Origin of the sequence: Mycobacterium sp., from assembly GCF_032161845.1 — a bacterium.
Classification (GTDB): Bacteria; Actinomycetota; Actinomycetes; order Mycobacteriales; family Mycobacteriaceae; genus Mycobacterium.
The window spans coordinates 1-16906 of the sequence record NZ_JAVRQA010000430.1; the positions used below are offsets into that span (position 1 = coordinate 1).

The window sequence follows — 16906 nt, forward strand, 5'->3', positions numbered from 1 at the left end:
GGTCGGCGATCCAGCCGCTCGCCGGGATCAGTACCGCGAGCGTGACGAGGTAGGCCGAGATCGCGACGTTGACGTCTACCGGGTCTACGCGGAGCGACGTCGCGATCAACGGAATCGCCGGCGTGATGATCGTGGCGTCCAGGATCTCCATGAAGAACGCGCCAGCCACCAGCAGCGCCATCCCCCTCGGGAACGGCGCCGCGGATGCGGGTGGCTCGGGCGACGACATCGGTGCCACCGTAGTCAGCTGGCGCCGTGGGCTCACGCGCCCACCAACGCCGAGTGCGACTGTGACGACGGAATCGGCCCGAAAACGTCGTCATTTTCCCAGTCGGCGGGTCAATCCCGACGTGGTGCCAAACGCGTCACGTCCAGACCCCTCGCCGCGAGATCGGGAGGGACCGATCGCTCGAGCACCAGCGCGGCGCCAAGTCGGGCGGCCGCGGGTGACGTCTGAATCCCGTACCCACCCTGTCCCGCGAGCCAGAAGAAGCCGGGCGCCTCGGGGTCTTCACCCACGACGAGGTTCCGATCGGGCGCGAACGTGCGCAAGCCTGCCCACGCTGCACCGACACTGCGCACGCCGATCGTGGTGACCGCGTTGATGGACTCGATGGCCCTGGCGATCTCCACTTCGTCGGGTTTGGCATCGCTTGGTGGACAGGGGGTTTCGTCGGCTGGCGAGCAAAGAAACTGCGCCCCTTCGGGATTGACGTAGAAGGACTCGTCGACGTCGCTGCAGTTCGGCAATCCCCTGCTCGCCTCGCCGAGAGGCGAGGCGACCATGAAGATCGTGCGACGCAGCGGCCTCAGGCCGACGCCGCCGACCCCCGCCGCGGTGGCGACCACGTCGGCCCATGCGCCCGCGGCGTTGACGACTACCGGTGCCTGGTGAACCGTTCCGTCGGAAGTGGTCACCGACCAGCGGTCCGCGTGCCGCTTCAGCGACGTCACGTGCGCGTTGCGGACGATGGCGGCATCGTTGAGGCGGGCGCCGCGGACATAGCCCTGATGTATCGCCGCCACGTCGAGGCCCATCGCGCGCGGTTCGTACATGCCCCGTGCGACCAGGTCCGGTCTCAGCAGTGGAAACACCTCGCGGCACTGAGCGCCGTCCAGGAGCTCGGCATCCGCGACCAGCGGGAGCACTGCCGCGTGCATGCGTTCGACGCGGTGTCCGCGGCCGGCGAGCGCGATCTGCAACAGCGGCCGTGGCCTCATCAACACCGCATCGAAGAAGTCCGGTGGCTCCTCGAAGAACGCCCGGCTGGCCGTCGTCAGCGCTCGAATCTGCTCCCCCCCATATGTTTCGAGGAATGTCGCTGCCGATCGGCCGGTCGTGTGATAGGCCAGCGTCGACTCCATCTCGAGTACCGAGACGCGGACTTCCTTGGAGAGCTCATACGCGATCGACAGTCCCGCAATGCCGCCGCCGACCACGATGACGTCGGCGCCCGTGGGGGTCATCGCACCAGGCTAACGGTCGGCCCGGCGCATCGGATCGCTGTCCGTATCCTGTGAGTCATGACGGAGACTCGATGAGTGCCGGGCTATTCGGGCTGCTCGACGACATTGCGGCGCTGGCCCGGCTCGCGGCGGCCTCGGTGGACGACATCGGTGCCGCGGCCGGACGGGCGACCGCCAAGGCCGCAGGTGTCGTCATCGACGACACCGCCGTGACACCTCAGTACGTCCACGGGATCACCGCCGACCGCGAGCTGCCGATGATCAAGCGGATCGCGATCGGGTCGCTGCGCAACAAGCTGCTGTTCATCCTGCCCGCCGCGTTGCTCCTGAGTCAGTTCCTGCCGTGGCTGCTGACGCCGATCCTGATGCTCGGCGCGACGTACCTCTGCTTCGAGGGCGCGGAGAAGGTGTGGGGCCGCTTCAGCAAGAACGGTGGGCACGACGGCCCGGCCGCACCGAGCGGGGCGGTCGGCGAGGATGCCGAGCGCCAGATGACGTCGGGCGCCATCCGGACCGACTTCATCCTGTCCGCCGAGATCATGGTCATCGCCCTCAACGAGGTGGCCGACCAGGCGTTCGTCCCCCGGCTCATCATCCTCATCGTCGTCGCCCTCGTCATCACGGCCGCGGTGTACGGCGTCGTCGCCCTGATCGTGAAGATGGACGACATCGGCCTGAGCCTCGCGCAGCGCACGTCGCGCGTCGCCCAGAAGATCGGGCTCGGCTTGGTCGCGGCGATGCCCAAGCTGCTCGCCGCCCTCTCGGCCATCGGCACCGTCGCGATGCTCTGGGTCGGCGGCCACATCCTGCTGGTCGGCACCGACACCCTCGGCTGGCACCCGCCCTACGGGTTCGTCCATCACCTCGAAGAGAATGTTCGCCACGCCACCGGTGCCGTCGGCGGCCTGCTCGCCTGGCTGGTCAACACCGGGATCTCCGCGGTCGTCGGCCTGGTCGTCGGCGCGATCGTGGTGGCGGTCGTGCACGTCCTTCCGTTCGGCAAGAAGGACGCGCACGCGTAGCTCCTAGGCGGTGGCCGCGTCTAGGTATTGCAGCAGGTCGTGGGCCGCCAATTCGATGTCCTTGTGCCGCCATTCCGACGCGCGGTACACGCACGCGATCAGTGCAGTGCGATGGACGCGTCGGAAATCGCCGTAGACGAAGGCGTACCTCGCCTTCGTCTCGTCCTTCGCGCCGTCGGTGAGCCCGAGGTGCCACTGCGCGTAGTCGTCCCAGGTGTGGTTGTCCAGGAACGCGTTCTGGTCGTCAGCCTTCGGCTGCACGTCACCCCAGTCGCTGTCCACCACGTACTGCCGACCGTCGATCAGCTCGCGGGCCCTGACCACCGCCGCGTCGTTGAGTGCATATTTCGCCATGCCCTGCGGATACCCGCTCCGAGTACTCGCCAAGAAATTGACGATCAGGTCGAGTAGCCGGCTACGCGTGTCCCTGGCGGCGATGAGCGGAAACCTCGTCCTTGCCGACGATCGACCGATTCGTCGGACACGGACGAACGTCCACCGAGGAGAAGAAGACATGGCACGCATAGGCAACGACCGCGTCGTCGAACGGGGCGAACGGCGTCCCGACGGCAGTTGGATGTTCACCATCAGCTACACGCTGCACTTTGATCCGTTCGAGATCGGAAAGGCGTTCCAGGATGCGGTGAAGATCTGGGAGCACGACCCGAGCGACGACGATCGGATCACCGTCTACGGGGTGCCCGAAACCTTCGTCGCCACCGGCCCATCGGTGTTCCGGAAGAAGCGGTTCACTGCGTCGGCCGACGCCCTCGACACCGAGATCGGCAGGGAAGAGGTATACGCGTGGATCTGGCTGCGTGGCCGCGACTCCACCGGACCGGCTGCCGACGAGCAGAAGACGCCGATCCTGGTCCCGAGCATCAACCCGTAGCTCGCACCGCAAGGTCCTCCGGGGCCCGCGAGGGGTGGGTTCCGGAGGACACGCGCGCGGCGTACTGCCCGTTCAGCGCCGCGCGATGATCATCATGGCGACGTGCAGCGACGTCCGTGACTCGGCGCTGTCGAGGTCGACGCCAAGTAGTCGCTCGATGGCCGCCAGTCGCGCGTAAAGCGTCGGGCGCGACATGTGCAACCGCTTGGCGAGTTCGGCCTTGTTGCCGCCGACTTCGAGGAAACCCTCGAGCAGATCGAACATCTCGTCGCCGTGCTTGGCCCGCCGCTCGAGCAGGCCGCGCAGCTCCGTCTCGGCGAATGCCTGCACCCGGGGGTCGGCGCGGATCAGTGCGACGAGGCCGCGCAGCCGCACGTCGGCCGCCCGGAAGAACGGCTTGTCGTCGTCGGACATCGCCAGCGCGACCCCGGCGACGTGCCCCGACTCCGCGAGCCCGCCTGCCGCGTCGACGAGCCTGCTCGATTCCGGACCGACGCCGATGACGCTCGCCGATACCCCGTCGACGCGGGCCACGGCGCGGCGAATCGACGAGGCCACCTCCACTAGCGCGGGTTCGGTGTCGGGGCGAACACCGACGGCCATGGCCGTGAGCTGGAGCGCCAGCAATAGGTCGATCTGACCGTCGTCGCGGCTGGCGGTCAGGACGCTGTGCCCACCGGACCGGATGGCGTGGACCACCGCGTCCAACGTCCGACCTCGCCGCTGCTGGATCAGCAGCTGGTTGACGTTTCCGGTCTCGCGCAGCCGCACGGTCATCGGGACGTAGGTCAGCGCCGGCCGCAGACCGAGTGCATGCGCGCGGGCGGTGGCCTCGCTCTCGTCCCGGATCCGGCCACGCAGAAGGTCGTCGACGAGACCGCTCTGTGCGCGCATCTCCAGCGAGGTCCGGTCCTGCTCGACCATCCGGTGCAGGGCCAGCGCCTGTGCCGCGCGTTCGAGGGTGGTGACGGTGCGCTCGCCGGCGTCACCGTCGGGGCCACGACCGCGCGGCGCCACCAGCCGTCCCCACTCCTGCCGGTACGGGCCGACGGGCCGGGCGATCCAAGTGCCTTGTCCCGTACCAGGATTCAGTCGGGACCGACGCTCCCATTCGGCGAGCAGCTCGGTGAGCGGCACCCCGCGCCTGACGAATGCCAACACCTGCCGGTTGAGGTCTTCGAGAACGATCGGCGTGTCGAGCATGTCGGCTGCCGCGGCGACGATCTCGTCGACCGACGCGCGGCGCATACTGAGGGTGGTGAACGCCTCGTGCACCCGGCGGGCGTAGTCGACCTCCGCGTACTGCTCGGCCACGATTCGTCGGTGCACCTCCTCGGTGACCTCGACGAACCGAACGGGTCGGTGCAGTGCGACGACGGGCAGCTCGAGGTGCGCACCGGCGTCGCGTACCGATCGCGGCACCTCGTCGACGTGCAGGCCGAGTTCGACGACGACCGCGACGGCGCCGGCTCGAGCGAGCCGCGGCAGGTACTCGTCGCGGTGCCCCGGGTCGGCCAGCGCCTGACCGGTGGTGAGCACCATCTCGCCGCCCTCGAGCAGATTCGACAGGTCGGCCAGATCGCTGACGTGCACCCACCGCACCGGTCGGTCCAGTGCTTCTGGCCGGTCCGCCCCGCAGACGACCTCGGGCTCGCCGGCCTGCAGGACCGGGAGCCGCAGAATCTCGCGAACGGTCGGCAGCATCGAACACATCGTAAGACACACGTCGGTTTTGTTTACACATCGTCGGACGACGACCCCTCCCGACGCGTCGACAATCGAGACATGACACTCAGCACCCGCGTCCGGACCATCGCCCACTGGGCCGACGGCAAGGGCTTCGCCGGCTCCGGCGAGCGCACCTCCCCGGTGACGAATCCCGCCACCGGCCAGGTCACCGGCGAGCTCGCCCTTGCCGACGTGGCCGATGCGCAGGCCGTGATCGACGCGGCCGCGGCGGCGTTCCCGGCGTGGCGCGACACGTCGCTGGCCAAGCGCACCGCAATCCTGTTCGCGTTCCGTGAACTGCTCAACGCCCGCAAGGGTGAGCTCGCCGAGATCATCACCAGCGAGCACGGCAAGGTCGTCTCCGACGCCCTCGGTGAGGTCAGCCGTGGCCAGGAGGTCGTCGAATTCGCTTGCGGCATAGCGCACCTGCTCAAGGGCGGCATGACGGAGAACGCCTCGACCAACGTCGACGTCGCCTCCATCCGGCAGCCACTCGGCGTCGTCGGCATCATCTCACCCTTCAACTTCCCCGCCATGGTGCCGATGTGGTTCTTCCCCATCGCCATCGCCGCAGGCAACACGGTCGTGCTCAAGCCCAGTGAGAAGGACCCGTCGGCTGCGCTCTGGATCGCCGAGCTGTGGGCCGAGGCCGGGCTGCCCGCCGGCGTGTTCAACGTGCTGCAGGGCGACAAGGTGGCAGTGGACGAACTGCTCACCAACCCTTCGGTCAAGGCGATCAGCTTCGTCGGCTCGACGCCGATCGCGCAGTACGTCTATTCCACCGGCACGCTGCACGGCAAGCGGGTGCAGGCGCTCGGTGGCGCCAAGAACCACGCGATCGTGCTTCCGGACGCCGACCTCGACCTGGCCGCCGACGCGATGATCAACGCCGGTTTCGGTTCGGCCGGTGAGCGCTGCATGGCGATCTCCGCCTGCGTCGCGGTCGGTCCGATCGCCGACGACCTGGTCGCCAAGATCGCCGATCGGGCGAAGGGGCTCAAGACCGGTGACGGCACCCGCGACTCCGACATGGGGCCGCTCGTCACCAAGGCACACCGCGACAAGGTGGCGTCCTACGTCGACGCCGGTGCGGCCGACGGCGCCACCATCGTCGTCGACGGCCGCGGCGTCTCCGTGGACGGAGAGCCCGACGGCTTCTGGCTCGGGCCGACGCTGATCGACAACGTCACCCCCGAGATGAGCGTCTACACCGACGAAATCTTCGGCCCCGTCCTGTCGGTCATCCGCGTGGACTCCTACGACGAGGCACTCGAACTCATCAACTCCAATCCCTATGGCAACGGCACCGCCATCTTCACCAACGACGGCGGCGCGGCCCGGCGGTTCCAGAACGAGGTCGAGGTCGGCATGGTCGGCATCAACGTCCCCATCCCCGTTCCGACGGCCTACTACAGTTTCGGTGGCTGGAAGAGCTCGCTGTTCGGTGACACCCACGCCCACGGCACCGAGGGCGTGCACTTCTTCACCCGTGGCAAGGTTGTCACCACACGCTGGCTGGACCCGAGCCACGGTGGGATCAACCTCGGGTTCCCGCAGAACAGCTGAGCCCAAGGAAGACAAGGGAGACTTGAGGACATGACGACTTTCGACAACGCGAATCCCCCGTCGCTTCGCTCGCCCGAGAACCTGCTGCCCAGCGGTCAGGACCTGGCCACCGCGAAGGCCGAGGGCGCGCACGCGTACGAGCTCGACCGCAAGCACGTCTTCCACTCGTGGTCGGCGCAGGCCCAGATCACGCCGATGACCATCGTGGCGGCCGACGGTTCCTACGTGTGGGATGGCGACGGCAACAAGCTTCTCGACTTCTCCTCACAGCTGGTGTTCACCAACATCGGCCATCAGCATCCGAAAGTCGTTGCCGCCATTGCCGATCAGGCAGCCAAGCTGTGTACGGTGGCGCCGCAGCACGTCAACGCCGCACGATCCGAAGCAGCTCGGTTGATCGCGGAGCGCACTCCCGGCGACCTGGACCACGTGTTCTTCACCAACGGTGGCGCCGACGCCGTCGAGCACGCCGTTCGGATGGCGCGGCTGCACACCGGCCGCTATAAGGTGTTGTCGCGCTACCGGTCGTACCACGGTGGCACCGACACCGCGATCAACCTGACGGGCGACCCGCGCCGCTACCCGAACGACTACGCCAGCAGCGGCGTCGTGCACTTCAACGGCCCGTTCCTGTACCGCTCGTCCTTCCATGCGGAGAACGAGCAGCAGGAGACGGAGCGCGCGCTGGAGTACCTGGACCGGCTGATCCAGCACGAGGGTGCGACGTCGTTCGCGGCGATCATCCTGGAGTCCGTCCCCGGCACCGCGGGCATCATGGTCCCGCCTCCCGGGTACATGGCGGGCGTCCGCGCGATCTGCGACAAGTACGGCATCGTGTTCATCGCCGACGAGGTGATGGCCGGCTTCGGACGGACCGGAAAGTGGTTCGCCATCGAACATTTCGACGTCGTCCCGGATCTCATGACGTTCGCCAAGGGCGTCACCTCCGGCTACGTTCCGCTCGGTGGCGTCGCGATCAGTGACGCGATCTACTCGACGTTCGCCGACCGCGCCTACCCCGGCGGCCTGACCTACTCCGGTCATCCGCTGGCGTGCGCCGCTGCCGTCGCCACCATCAATGCGATGGAGGACGAGGGCATGGTCGCCAACGCCGCCCGCATCGGATCCGAGGTGCTCGGCCCCGGGCTGGCCGACCTCGCGGCCCGGCACCCATCGGTCGGCGAGGTGCGCGGACTCGGGGTGTTCCAGGCGATCGAACTGGTCTCCAATCCGACGACCCGTGAACCGTTGGCCCCCTACGGTGGGTCCAGTCCGGCGATGAACGCGGTGATCGCGGCATGCAAGTCCGGCGGCCTCTTGCCGTTCGCGAACTTCAACCGGATCCACGCGGTGCCCGCGTGCAACATCACCGACGCCGAGGTGGCCGAGGGGCTCACGATCCTCGACGCCGCGCTGACCGTGGCTGACGGATACGTCGTCTGAGATCGCGCGCCGTCAGCTGATCGCCGCCAGTACCTCGGTGGTGCTGACGACGGCGGCGTAATTCGGCATCGTGACCTCGAGCGCGGCGCGCATCTCGCGCTCCGAATAGCTCGCGGTCGCATCGCTGACCACCGTGACGTCGTAACCGAGTTCGGCGCCGAACCGGACGGTCGACTCGACACATGTGTGGGTGATGAGTCCGACCACGATGAGTTGGTGAATGCCGTGCTTCTTGAGTTGCAGATCCAGGTCCGTGTTGGCGAAACCGCTTGAGCACCAGTGCTCCTGCGCGACGATCTCGCCCGCCCGGGGTAATAGGGCTGGGTGGATCTCACCGCCCCACGTTCCGTCCTCGAAGGTCTTGCGGTCCCACGCCGCCTTCTGAATCGGCGCGACGTACTTCCAAGTCTCGTAGTCCCCAGGACGGTATCGATGATGCAGCGCGTAGAACACCCGGAGATGGGAGGCTCTCGCAGCGGTCAGGATCTGCGCCATGTGAGGGACGCACTGGTTGGCCTCTGCGACCCCCTTCAGGCGGTCCCACACCTTGCCACCCTCGGAGATGAAGTCGTTGTACGGATCGATCACCAGGAGCCCAGTGACGTCCCTGTCGAAGGTCATGGCCACAGTGTTCACCGATGACGAGGCCGAGGTCGACCGGTAGCTGAGATTTGGGTACTCGATCCCCATGGCGACGGCGACGGAGTACGACCTGATCGTGATCGGATCCGGCCCCGGGGGGCAGAAGGCGGCCGTGGCCGCCGCCAAACTCGGGAAGAGCGTTGCCGTCGTCGAACTCGGCCACATGCTGGGCGGGGTGTGCGTCAACACCGGCACCATCCCGTCCAAGACACTGCGGGAAGCAGTCTTGTACCTGACCGGGATGAACCAGCGCGAGATGTACGGCGCGAGCTACCGGGTCAAGCAGAAGATCACCCCGGCCGATCTTCACGAACGCACGTCACACGTCGTCAAGCGGGAGATCGACGTGATTCGCGACCAGCTAGTGCGAAACCACATCGACCTGTACATCGGTCACGGCAGCTTCACCGACCCTCACACCATCAGGGTCGAGGGTCACGACGAAGCCGAACATCGCACACTGACAGGCGAATTCGTCGTCATCGCCACCGGCACGACACCCCGTCGCCCGGACGGCGTCGACTTCGACGCGGAGCGCGTGCTGGACTCCGACGAGGTGGTCAACCTCGACTTCATCCCCAGCTCGATGGTCGTCGTCGGGGCGGGCGTGATCGGCATCGAGTACGCCTCGATCTTCGCCGCGCTCGGCAGCAAGGTGACGGTGGTCGAGAAGCGCGACACCATGCTCGACTTCTGCGATCCCGAGGTGGTCGAAGCGCTTCGCTTTCATCTGCGCGACTCCGCCGTGACGTTCCGGTTCGGCGAGGAGGTGACCAGCGTCGACGTCTCACCGACCGGAACCCTGACGACGCTGGCGAGCGGGAAGCAGATCGCGGCCGAGGCGGTCATGTACTCGGCCGGACGAATCGGACGGACCGACGGTCTCGATCTCGAGGCGGCAGGCCTGGCCACCGACGACCGCGGTCGCATCGAGGTCGACGGACACTTCCGGACCACCGTCGAACACATCTTCAGCGTCGGCGACGTCATCGGCTTTCCCGCCTTGGCCGCCACGTCGATGGACCAGGGCAGGCTCGCGGCCTACCACGCGTTCGGAGAGCCCGCGAACGACATGACCGCGCTGCAGCCGATCGGCATCTACACGATTCCGGAAGTGTCGTTCGTCGGCGCCACCGAGTCCGAACTCACCAGCAAGTCGATCCCCTACGAGTTCGGCGTGTCCCGCTACCGCGAACTGGCCCGCGGTCAGATCGCCGGCGATTCCTACGGAATGCTCAAGTTGTTGGTGTCGACCGACGATCGCACGCTGCTCGGCGTCCACATCTTCGGAACGGCCGCGACCGAGTTGGTGCACATCGGCCAGGCGGTGATGGGCTGCGGCGGAACGGTGGACTACCTCGTCGACGCCATCCTCAACTACCCCACGTTCTCCGAGGCCTACAAGGTGGCCGCCCTCGACGTGATGAACAAGATTCGCGCCGTGCGGAACTTCCACGCCGGAGAAGACGCCGCGGCGAAATGATGAGGGCCGTGACAAGATCTTGCAGGTGGCCGAGCACGTCAGTTTCCCCAGCAGCTCAGGACCCGTCCTGCGAGGAATCGTCGACCTCCCGGTGGGCGAGGCACGCGGGTGGGGTGTCTTCGCCCACGGTTTCACCCTCGGCAAGGACTGCCCGGCGGCGAGCCGGATGTGCAAGCAGCTCGCCAGCGAGGGCGTCGGGATGTTGCGCTTCGACAATCTCGGGCTGGGTGATTCCGAGGGCGACTGGGGTGACGGGTCCTTCTCCCACAAGGTCGCCGACACCGTTCGGGCGGTTGAGTTCATGAACGGCACGGGACGCGAGGTGCGGCTACTCGTCGGGCACTCGTTCGGCGGCGCCGCGGCGATCGCCGGCGCCCACGAGTGCGACACGGTGGCGGCAGTGGCCAGCGTCGGCGCGCCATACGAACCCGCGCACGTCGAGCACAACTACGACGCCCTCGTCCATCGGATCGAGGCCGACGGCGAGGCGCCCTTCCCCGTCGGCGGAAAGGCGCTAACGCTCAAGCGGCACTTCATCGAAGACGTTCGTGCGGCCGACCTACGCGAGCGGATCCGCACCCTGCGCCGGGCTCTCCTGGTGATGCATTCACCGACGGACAACACCGTCGGCATCGCCAACGCCAGCGACATCTTCCGCACGGCGCGACATCCTCGCAGCTTCGTCTCCCTCGAGGGCGCCGACCACCTGCTGACCGGGAAGAATCAGGCCGCGCGGGCGGCCCGCATCATCAGCGCCTGGGCCGACCCCTACCTGTGACGTCGGCGTTGCGGTGCTGGAGTGGACGATGAAACCTCTTCTGTCGCTTTGGTTTCAGTAGTAACAAAACGAGTCTGGCTTGTCGGCGGGTCGAACTAATGTTCGATTCATGTCAGTGGGGTGCGTGCAGGCAGCGGCCGCAGCAATGCGTGCAGCGTACGACGCCATGGCCACACTGCCCGTGGAAGCACTCACCGCGGTCGAGTTGGTCGAAGTACTCGACGCACTCGAAACCCTCACGTGTCGACTGCCCGTTCAGAGCCATCGCCTGTTGACCCGCTTGCAGGCCGAGACCACCCCGCGGGCGATGGGTGCCAAGTCCTGGCGCGACGTGTTGGCGATCCGGTGGCGAATCTCGCCAAGCGAGGCCGGGCGCCGACTCGACGACGCTGCCGCATTGGGTCCGCGGCAGGCGTTGAGCGGTATGACGCTCGATCCGGTGCTGCCGTGCGCGGCGATCGCCCAAGCCCACGGACTGATCAATCGTGAACACGTCAAGGTCCTGCGCGAGGCGATGGACCGCATCCCGCCGGCCATCGACGTCACCACCCGCGGCCAGATCGAAGCCGACTTCGCCAAGGCTGCGATGGGTGTGGGACCCAAGGAACTCAAGGACCACACCGACCGGACGGTGTTCCTGCTCGACCAGGACGGCCCCGCACCCGACGAGACCGAACGCGCGCGTCGCCGCGCCCTGACGAAGGGACCTCAGCAGCCCGACGGGATGACCCAGATCAAGGCCACAATGACCCCCGAAGCGTGGGCCATCTTCGAGGCGATCCTCGCCAAGTGGGCAGCACCAGGGATGTGCAACCCCGCCGACGCGGACCCCTGCCTGTCGGGGACCCCCACCCAGCAGCAGATCGACGAGGACCACCGGACCCTGGCCCAACGCCAGCATGACGCACTCGCCGAGGCGGGACGCAGCGTCCTGGCCAGCGGCGAACTCGGTCAGCACAACGGGCTGCCGACGTCGATCATCATCCGCACCACGCTGCAGGACTTGGAGAGCCGCGCAGGGGTCGGCGTCACCGGCCAAGCCCGCATCAGCGACTACCACCGCCCCGAACGCCTCCACCAACCACCCGATGACCCGCCCGCCGAGCCAAACCCCTGCCAACCCGGCGGACCAGAACCCAATGCCGCCTAATGGGAACCGATTTGGCAGCACCGGCAGCCACAGCTCTTCGACGTGTAGCTAGCGTCTACGGCGTGACACATCCCGGTGAGAAGCAGTTGAAAGTGCTCGTCCCAGACGACCTTGGCCTCGCGCTTCCAGGCCGCACGAGCACGATCGAGACGGCCTTCTACCAGCCGGGTGAGCCGTGGCCGTCGGAGCATCTGGACGCCAGCGTCGTGGTGGTCGGTTTCGACGACGCCGCGGCGATCGGGGCGCGGTTCGTGGACCTGCCGCAACTGCGCCTCATCCAGACGCTGAACGCCGGCTACGAGCAGTGGCTTCCGCACCTACCCGCAGGCGTCATGCTGTCCAATGGGCGTGGGGCACATGGCGGCTCGTCGGCCGAGTGGGTGATGGCCGCATTGCTGGCCATCTACCGGGACCTCGCGTGGTTCGGCGCCCAACAGTCCGAAGGGGTGTGGCGGCCCAGGGACACCGAGACGCTGATGGGCAAGCGGATCATCGTGCTGGGTGCCGGCGACTTGGCCGTCAGCCTGGCCGCTCGGCTCGCACCGTTCGAGACGGAGGTGACACTGGTCGGGCGGCGGGCGAGGCCGGGGGTGCGCGCGCTCGGCGAGATCGACGAGTTGCTGCCGAGCGCCGACGTCGTGGTCGCCATGCTGCCTGGCAACGAGTCGACCCATCACCTCATCGATGCCCAATTCCTGAGCCGGCTGCGCGACGGCGCAGTCGTCGTCAACGCCGGCCGGGGTGGCGCCGTCGATACCGACGCGCTCCTTGCGGAATTGACGTCGGGCCGACTCCGCGCCGCGCTAGACGTCACCGACCCCGAGCCGTTACCCACTGGGCACCCGTTGTGGTCAGCGCCCGGTCTCCTGCTGACGCCGCACGTCGCCGGTAGTACCGAGGGGGCCTGGGAACGGGCGTGGCGCATCGCACTTCATCAGATCGAGGTCTTCGCCGACAGCGGCCGGCCACCGAACCTGGTGGCCCCCGCCGACTAGCGTTGAGCCATGTCGCCCCGCGTCGCAGTCATTGGTGCCGGTCTCTCCGGCGCGGCGTGTGCGCACGCGCTGCGCGATCACGGGATCGCCGTCGACGTGATCGAGCGGGGTCGAGCGCCTGGCGGGCGGATGGCCTCACCGACGCTGCACGGCCGCAGGGTCGACGTCGGTGCGGCGTACTTGACGGCGAAGGAACCCGACTTCGTCGCGGTCGTCGAGCGGTGGGCGGCGCAGGGGTTGGTGCGGGACTGGACCGACACCTTCGACGTGTTCTCGGCCGACGGCCACCACCGCACGTCGGACCCCGTGCGCTACGCCGCACCTGATGGGTTGCGCTCGCTGGTGCGCGCATCCCTGCCCGGCGAGATTCGCTCCGGCGGCGAGGTCGGCGCACTCGCGGAGCTGGACCACGACGCGGTCGTCCTGGCGATGCCCGACCCCCAGGCCGCCCGGCTCGCCCCAGACGCCGCCGACTGGGTGACCTACGAACCCGTGGTCGCCGTCGTGGCGGGGTGGGCGCAGCGGTGTTGGCCGATCTCCGACGCCGCATTCGTCAACGACGACGCAGACCTCTCCATGGTCGCCGACGACGGATCACGACGCGGCGACGGCGCCGCCGTATTGGTGGCCCACACCACAGCGCAGCGAGCCGGCGCCCACCTCGGCCGACCTGGCGATGCGGTGACGCCCGTCTTGGACGCGCTTCGACGGATTCTCGACGTCACCGCAGCCCCGGAGTGGACGCATGCGCACCGGTGGACGTTCGCCAAACCCGTTGCCACCCATGGTGATCAAGCCTTTGCGCTGACCACCAACGCCGGTCGTCCGCTCGGGTTGTGTGGCGATTCGTGGTGTCCGTCCGGCGCGCCGCGCATCGAGTCGGCGTGGTTGTCGGGGCACCGACTCGGCGTGGCGCTCGCGGAGCAGCTGGGTCGCTGACTCACAGACAGGCCGCGAGCGCATCGTCCAGAATGTCAAGGCCCGCAAGGAGCTCCGACTCCGTGATCGTCAAAGGTGGGGCGATGCGGAAGATTCCGCCCATGCCTGGCAGCTGCACGATGTTCATGTGCAGGCCGCGCTCCAGGCATGCGGCGGTGACCTTGGCACCGAGATCGTCGGCCGGCGCCTTGCTGACCTTGTCGGCAACCAGTTCGATGCCCTGCAACAACCCGCGCCCGCGGACGTCGCCGACCTGATCGTGGCGGTCCCGCAGTTCATCCAGCCGCGTCGCTAGTTCCCGGCCGAGGGACGCCGCCCGGTCGACCAGTCCGTCGCGCTCGACGACGGTGAGCACGGTCAGTGCGACGGCTGCGGCAAGCGGATCGGACACGTGAGTGGTGAAGAACAGGAATCCGCGCTCATGGCACACCGCCTCGATCTCCTCGGTGGTGACGACGGCCGCCACCGGCAGACCTGCGCCAAGGGTCTTCGACAGGGTCAGCAGATCCGGCACGATGCCGTCGCGTTCATGCGCGTACATCGTTCCGGTGCGGCCGATCCCGGTCTGCGCCTCGTCGACGACCAGAAGCATCTCGCGCTCGACGCACAGTTCCTTGAGTCGGCGCAGGTATCCCAGTGGCGGTTCGATGATTCCGCCCGACGACAGGATCGGCTCGACGAGGCACGCGGCCAAACTGCCTGAGGATTGCGCGTCGACGATCGCGAAGCCGTATTCGAGTTCGGTCTCCCAGTCGTAGCCGCCGTCGGCATGGCGAAACGGCGACCGGTAAGCACTCGGCGTCGGCAGGGTGAGGTTGCCAGGCATCGGCGGTCCATAGCCGCGACGCCCCGCGCTGAACGTCGCCGACGCCGCGCCCGACGTCATCCCGTGCCAGGACCGGTCGAATGACACCACCTCGTACTTGCCCGTGTACAGCTTGGCCATCTTGATGGCTGCTTCGTTCGACTCCGCGCCGGTAGTCAACAGCAGCACCTTGCTCAGCGCATCTGGCAACGTCGCCGCGAGCCGCATCGCAAGTTCCACCACGGGTGGGCTGAGCATTCCGCTGTAGAGATGGTCCAACGTGGCCACCGACGTCGACACCGTGGACACGACGTCTGGATGCGAATGACCGAGGACCGAGCTCATCTGACCGGAGGTGAAGTCCAGGATGGCGGTCCCGTCTTCGTCGTAGACATAGCTTCCGTTGGCCCGCATGATGACTCGCGGAACGAACGCCGCACCGTAACGCACCACGTGCTGCTCGGCGTCCCTCCAGAACTGCTTGGTGTCCACGATCTCACCCTCTCCTCGGTCGACGGTTCATTGTGCGCGGTCAGGCGGCGCAGCGGTCTTCGGTGGCAGACTTCGGCCGTGATGTTCGACGTCGACGCGATTCGCGCACAATTCCCCGCACTCGACGACGGCGCCGCCTTCTTCGACGGGCCCGGAGGTTCTCAAACGCCCACCGTCGTGGCGGACGCCATCCGCGACGCGATGCTCCGCCCGTTGTCCAATCGCGGCGACACCACCGTCGCTGCGCGCAACGCCGAGCAGATCGTCGTGCAGTGCCGTCGCGCGCTGGCCGACCTGCTCAACGCCGACCCCGACGAGGTGATCTTCGGGCGGAGCATGACCGCCCTGACCTTCGACCTGTCTCGGACGTTGTCCGCGCAATGGCGCCCCGGCGACGAGGTGGTCGTCACGCGCCTCGACCACGACGCCAACGTCCGGCCGTGGGTCATCGCAGCAGCCGCGGCGGGCGCTGTCGTGCGGTGGGTCGACTTCGACCCGGCGACCGCCGAATTGGCCGTGGAGGACGTCGAGGCGCAACTGAGCGAGCGCACGCGCGTCGTCGCCGTCACCGCGGCGTCGAACCTCATCGGAACGATGCCCGACGTGCGTGCCATCGCCGCACGCGCGCACGCCGTGGGCGCCCTTCTCTACGTCGACGGCGTGCACTACACCGCCCACGGCGTGGTCGACTTCCACGGTCTCGGCGCCGACTTCTTCGCGTGCTCGCCGTATAAGTTCCTTGGCCCGCACTGCGGCGTGGTCGCGGGCAAGCGCGACGTCCTCGCCGACCTACGGCCCGCCAAGCTGCTGCCCGCCACCGACCAGGTACCCGAGCGCTTCGAACTGGGAACGCTTCCGTACGAACTGATGGCGGGTACGACGGCCGCGGTCGATTTCCTCGCAGGCATGACCACTGCCACCGGTACCCGCCGCGCTCGGATCGTGGCGGGGATGCGCTCCTTGGAGCAGCACGAGGACACGCTTCGCACGCGGATCGAGGCCGGTCTACACCAGCTGCCGGGGGTGAGAGTCCACTCCCGCGCGGCGCAGCGGACACCGACGTTGCTCGTCACCTTCGCCGAGCGTGCCGCGGCCGCCGTCAGCACAGCACTCGCCCGCCAGGACATCAACGCGCCCGCTGGTTCGTTCTACGCCTACGAAGCGGCGAAACGGCTCGGGCTGGGTGAGGCGGGCGGACTGCGGATCGGGTTGGCGCCGTACAACAGCACCGACGACGTCGACCGGCTTCTTCGCGGCCTCGCCGCCGCACTGCACTGACTACATAGGGCAAGCTATATACATTGCGGCCGGCCTGGCCAAGGCCTCCGCACTTGGCCGGCGACTGACCCGCCCCTGCCTACTGAACGCAGAAGTAATAACTGATTGTTGGACAATGACTTTCACCGTCTCCTCAAGCAGTGGACCCCATTCGGGCCAGGCAATCGGCCCGATCAGCCAATCCTTGGAGGCGCCTGTGAGAACGCCGAAGCTGGCCACGACTGGC

The 16906-nt window shown here is 67.6% G+C and carries 14 protein-coding genes and 2 pseudogenes; 10 read left to right on the plus strand and 6 right to left on the minus strand.

The features are described 5' to 3' along the window. Both QOD90_RS23445 and QOD90_RS23450 read right to left on the minus strand, forming a co-directional pair. A pseudogene (locus QOD90_RS23445) lies at nucleotides 1-181 on the minus strand (MFS transporter); the annotation flags it as partial. Nucleotides 182-339: 158 nt separating this feature from the next. Continuing rightward, the gene (locus QOD90_RS23450; protein WP_526353562.1) at nucleotides 340-1467 is read right to left on the minus strand and encodes an NAD(P)/FAD-dependent oxidoreductase; all 1128 of its coding nucleotides are present in this window, start codon (nucleotides 1465-1467) and stop codon (nucleotides 340-342) included. Nucleotides 1468-1538: 71 nt separating this feature from the next. Between QOD90_RS23450 and QOD90_RS23455 the strand changes: the two genes are divergently transcribed. Next, nucleotides 1539-2489 (plus strand): DUF808 domain-containing protein, encoded by a 951-nt coding sequence (locus QOD90_RS23455; protein ID WP_526353564.1) that lies wholly within the window; start codon nucleotides 1539-1541, stop codon nucleotides 2487-2489. Between the two features lie 3 nt (nucleotides 2490-2492). Here the strand turns inward: QOD90_RS23455 and QOD90_RS23460 are convergent, their stop codons facing one another. Next, nucleotides 2493-2876: a hypothetical protein gene (locus QOD90_RS23460; protein ID WP_526353565.1), complete on the minus strand. Its 384-nt coding sequence runs from the start codon at nucleotides 2874-2876 to the stop codon at nucleotides 2493-2495. A 127-nt stretch (nucleotides 2877-3003) separates the two neighbouring features. Here QOD90_RS23460 and QOD90_RS23465 point away from each other — a divergent pair, with 127 nt between their 5' ends. Further along, nucleotides 3004-3381 carry a hypothetical protein gene (locus tag QOD90_RS23465; RefSeq protein ID WP_526353567.1) on the plus strand — a complete coding sequence of 126 codons (378 nt, stop codon included), beginning with the start codon at nucleotides 3004-3006 and terminating at the stop codon, nucleotides 3379-3381. A 72-nt stretch (nucleotides 3382-3453) separates the two neighbouring features. Here the strand turns inward: QOD90_RS23465 and QOD90_RS23470 are convergent, their stop codons facing one another. Next, nucleotides 3454-5085 (minus strand): PucR family transcriptional regulator, encoded by a 1632-nt coding sequence (locus tag QOD90_RS23470; RefSeq protein ID WP_526353569.1) that lies wholly within the window; start codon nucleotides 5083-5085, stop codon nucleotides 3454-3456. Between the two features lie 81 nt (nucleotides 5086-5166). Between QOD90_RS23470 and QOD90_RS23475 the strand changes: the two genes are divergently transcribed. After that, nucleotides 5167-6675, plus strand: coding sequence for a CoA-acylating methylmalonate-semialdehyde dehydrogenase (locus tag QOD90_RS23475; RefSeq protein ID WP_526353571.1), 1509 nt, complete (start codon nucleotides 5167-5169; stop codon nucleotides 6673-6675). Nucleotides 6676-6705: 30 nt separating this feature from the next. Further along, the gene (locus QOD90_RS23480) at nucleotides 6706-8118 is read left to right on the plus strand and encodes an aminotransferase family protein (RefSeq protein ID WP_526353573.1); all 1413 of its coding nucleotides are present in this window, start codon (nucleotides 6706-6708) and stop codon (nucleotides 8116-8118) included. Nucleotides 8119-8130: 12 nt separating this feature from the next. Here QOD90_RS23480 and QOD90_RS23485 read toward each other — a convergent pair whose 3' ends face one another. After that, complete coding sequence (locus tag QOD90_RS23485) at nucleotides 8131-8739, minus strand: cysteine hydrolase family protein (protein WP_526353575.1); 609 nt, start codon at nucleotides 8737-8739, stop codon at nucleotides 8131-8133. Between the two features lie 67 nt (nucleotides 8740-8806). On the opposite strand from QOD90_RS23485, the gene sthA reads away from it, so the two are divergent. From sthA to QOD90_RS23510, 5 genes and pseudogenes are all read left to right on the plus strand, one after another. After that, complete coding sequence (gene sthA / locus QOD90_RS23490; protein ID WP_526353577.1) at nucleotides 8807-10243, plus strand: Si-specific NAD(P)(+) transhydrogenase; 1437 nt, start codon at nucleotides 8807-8809, stop codon at nucleotides 10241-10243. Nucleotides 10244-10268: 25 nt separating this feature from the next. Continuing rightward, nucleotides 10269-11021 carry an alpha/beta hydrolase family protein gene (locus tag QOD90_RS23495; RefSeq protein WP_526353579.1) on the plus strand — a complete coding sequence of 251 codons (753 nt, stop codon included), beginning with the start codon at nucleotides 10269-10271 and terminating at the stop codon, nucleotides 11019-11021. Nucleotides 11022-11130: 109 nt separating this feature from the next. Continuing rightward, nucleotides 11131-12057, plus strand: a pseudogene (locus QOD90_RS23500) (DUF222 domain-containing protein); the annotation flags it as partial. 176 nt (nucleotides 12058-12233) lie between these two features. Next, nucleotides 12234-13166 (plus strand): 2-hydroxyacid dehydrogenase, encoded by a 933-nt coding sequence (locus tag QOD90_RS23505; RefSeq protein ID WP_526353581.1) that lies wholly within the window; start codon nucleotides 12234-12236, stop codon nucleotides 13164-13166. 9 nt (nucleotides 13167-13175) lie between these two features. Next, nucleotides 13176-14105 (plus strand): NAD(P)/FAD-dependent oxidoreductase, encoded by a 930-nt coding sequence (locus QOD90_RS23510; RefSeq protein WP_526353583.1) that lies wholly within the window; start codon nucleotides 13176-13178, stop codon nucleotides 14103-14105. Between the two features lies 1 nt (nucleotide 14106). On the opposite strand, the gene QOD90_RS23515 is transcribed toward QOD90_RS23510, so the two are convergent. Then, nucleotides 14107-15402, minus strand: coding sequence for a class-III pyridoxal-phosphate-dependent aminotransferase (locus tag QOD90_RS23515; protein WP_526353585.1), 1296 nt, complete (start codon nucleotides 15400-15402; stop codon nucleotides 14107-14109). An 81-nt stretch (nucleotides 15403-15483) separates the two neighbouring features. Here QOD90_RS23515 and QOD90_RS23520 point away from each other — a divergent pair, with 81 nt between their 5' ends. Then, nucleotides 15484-16680 (plus strand): cysteine desulfurase-like protein, encoded by a 1197-nt coding sequence (locus tag QOD90_RS23520; protein ID WP_526353587.1) that lies wholly within the window; start codon nucleotides 15484-15486, stop codon nucleotides 16678-16680. Nucleotides 16681-16906: the final 226 nt, after the last annotated feature.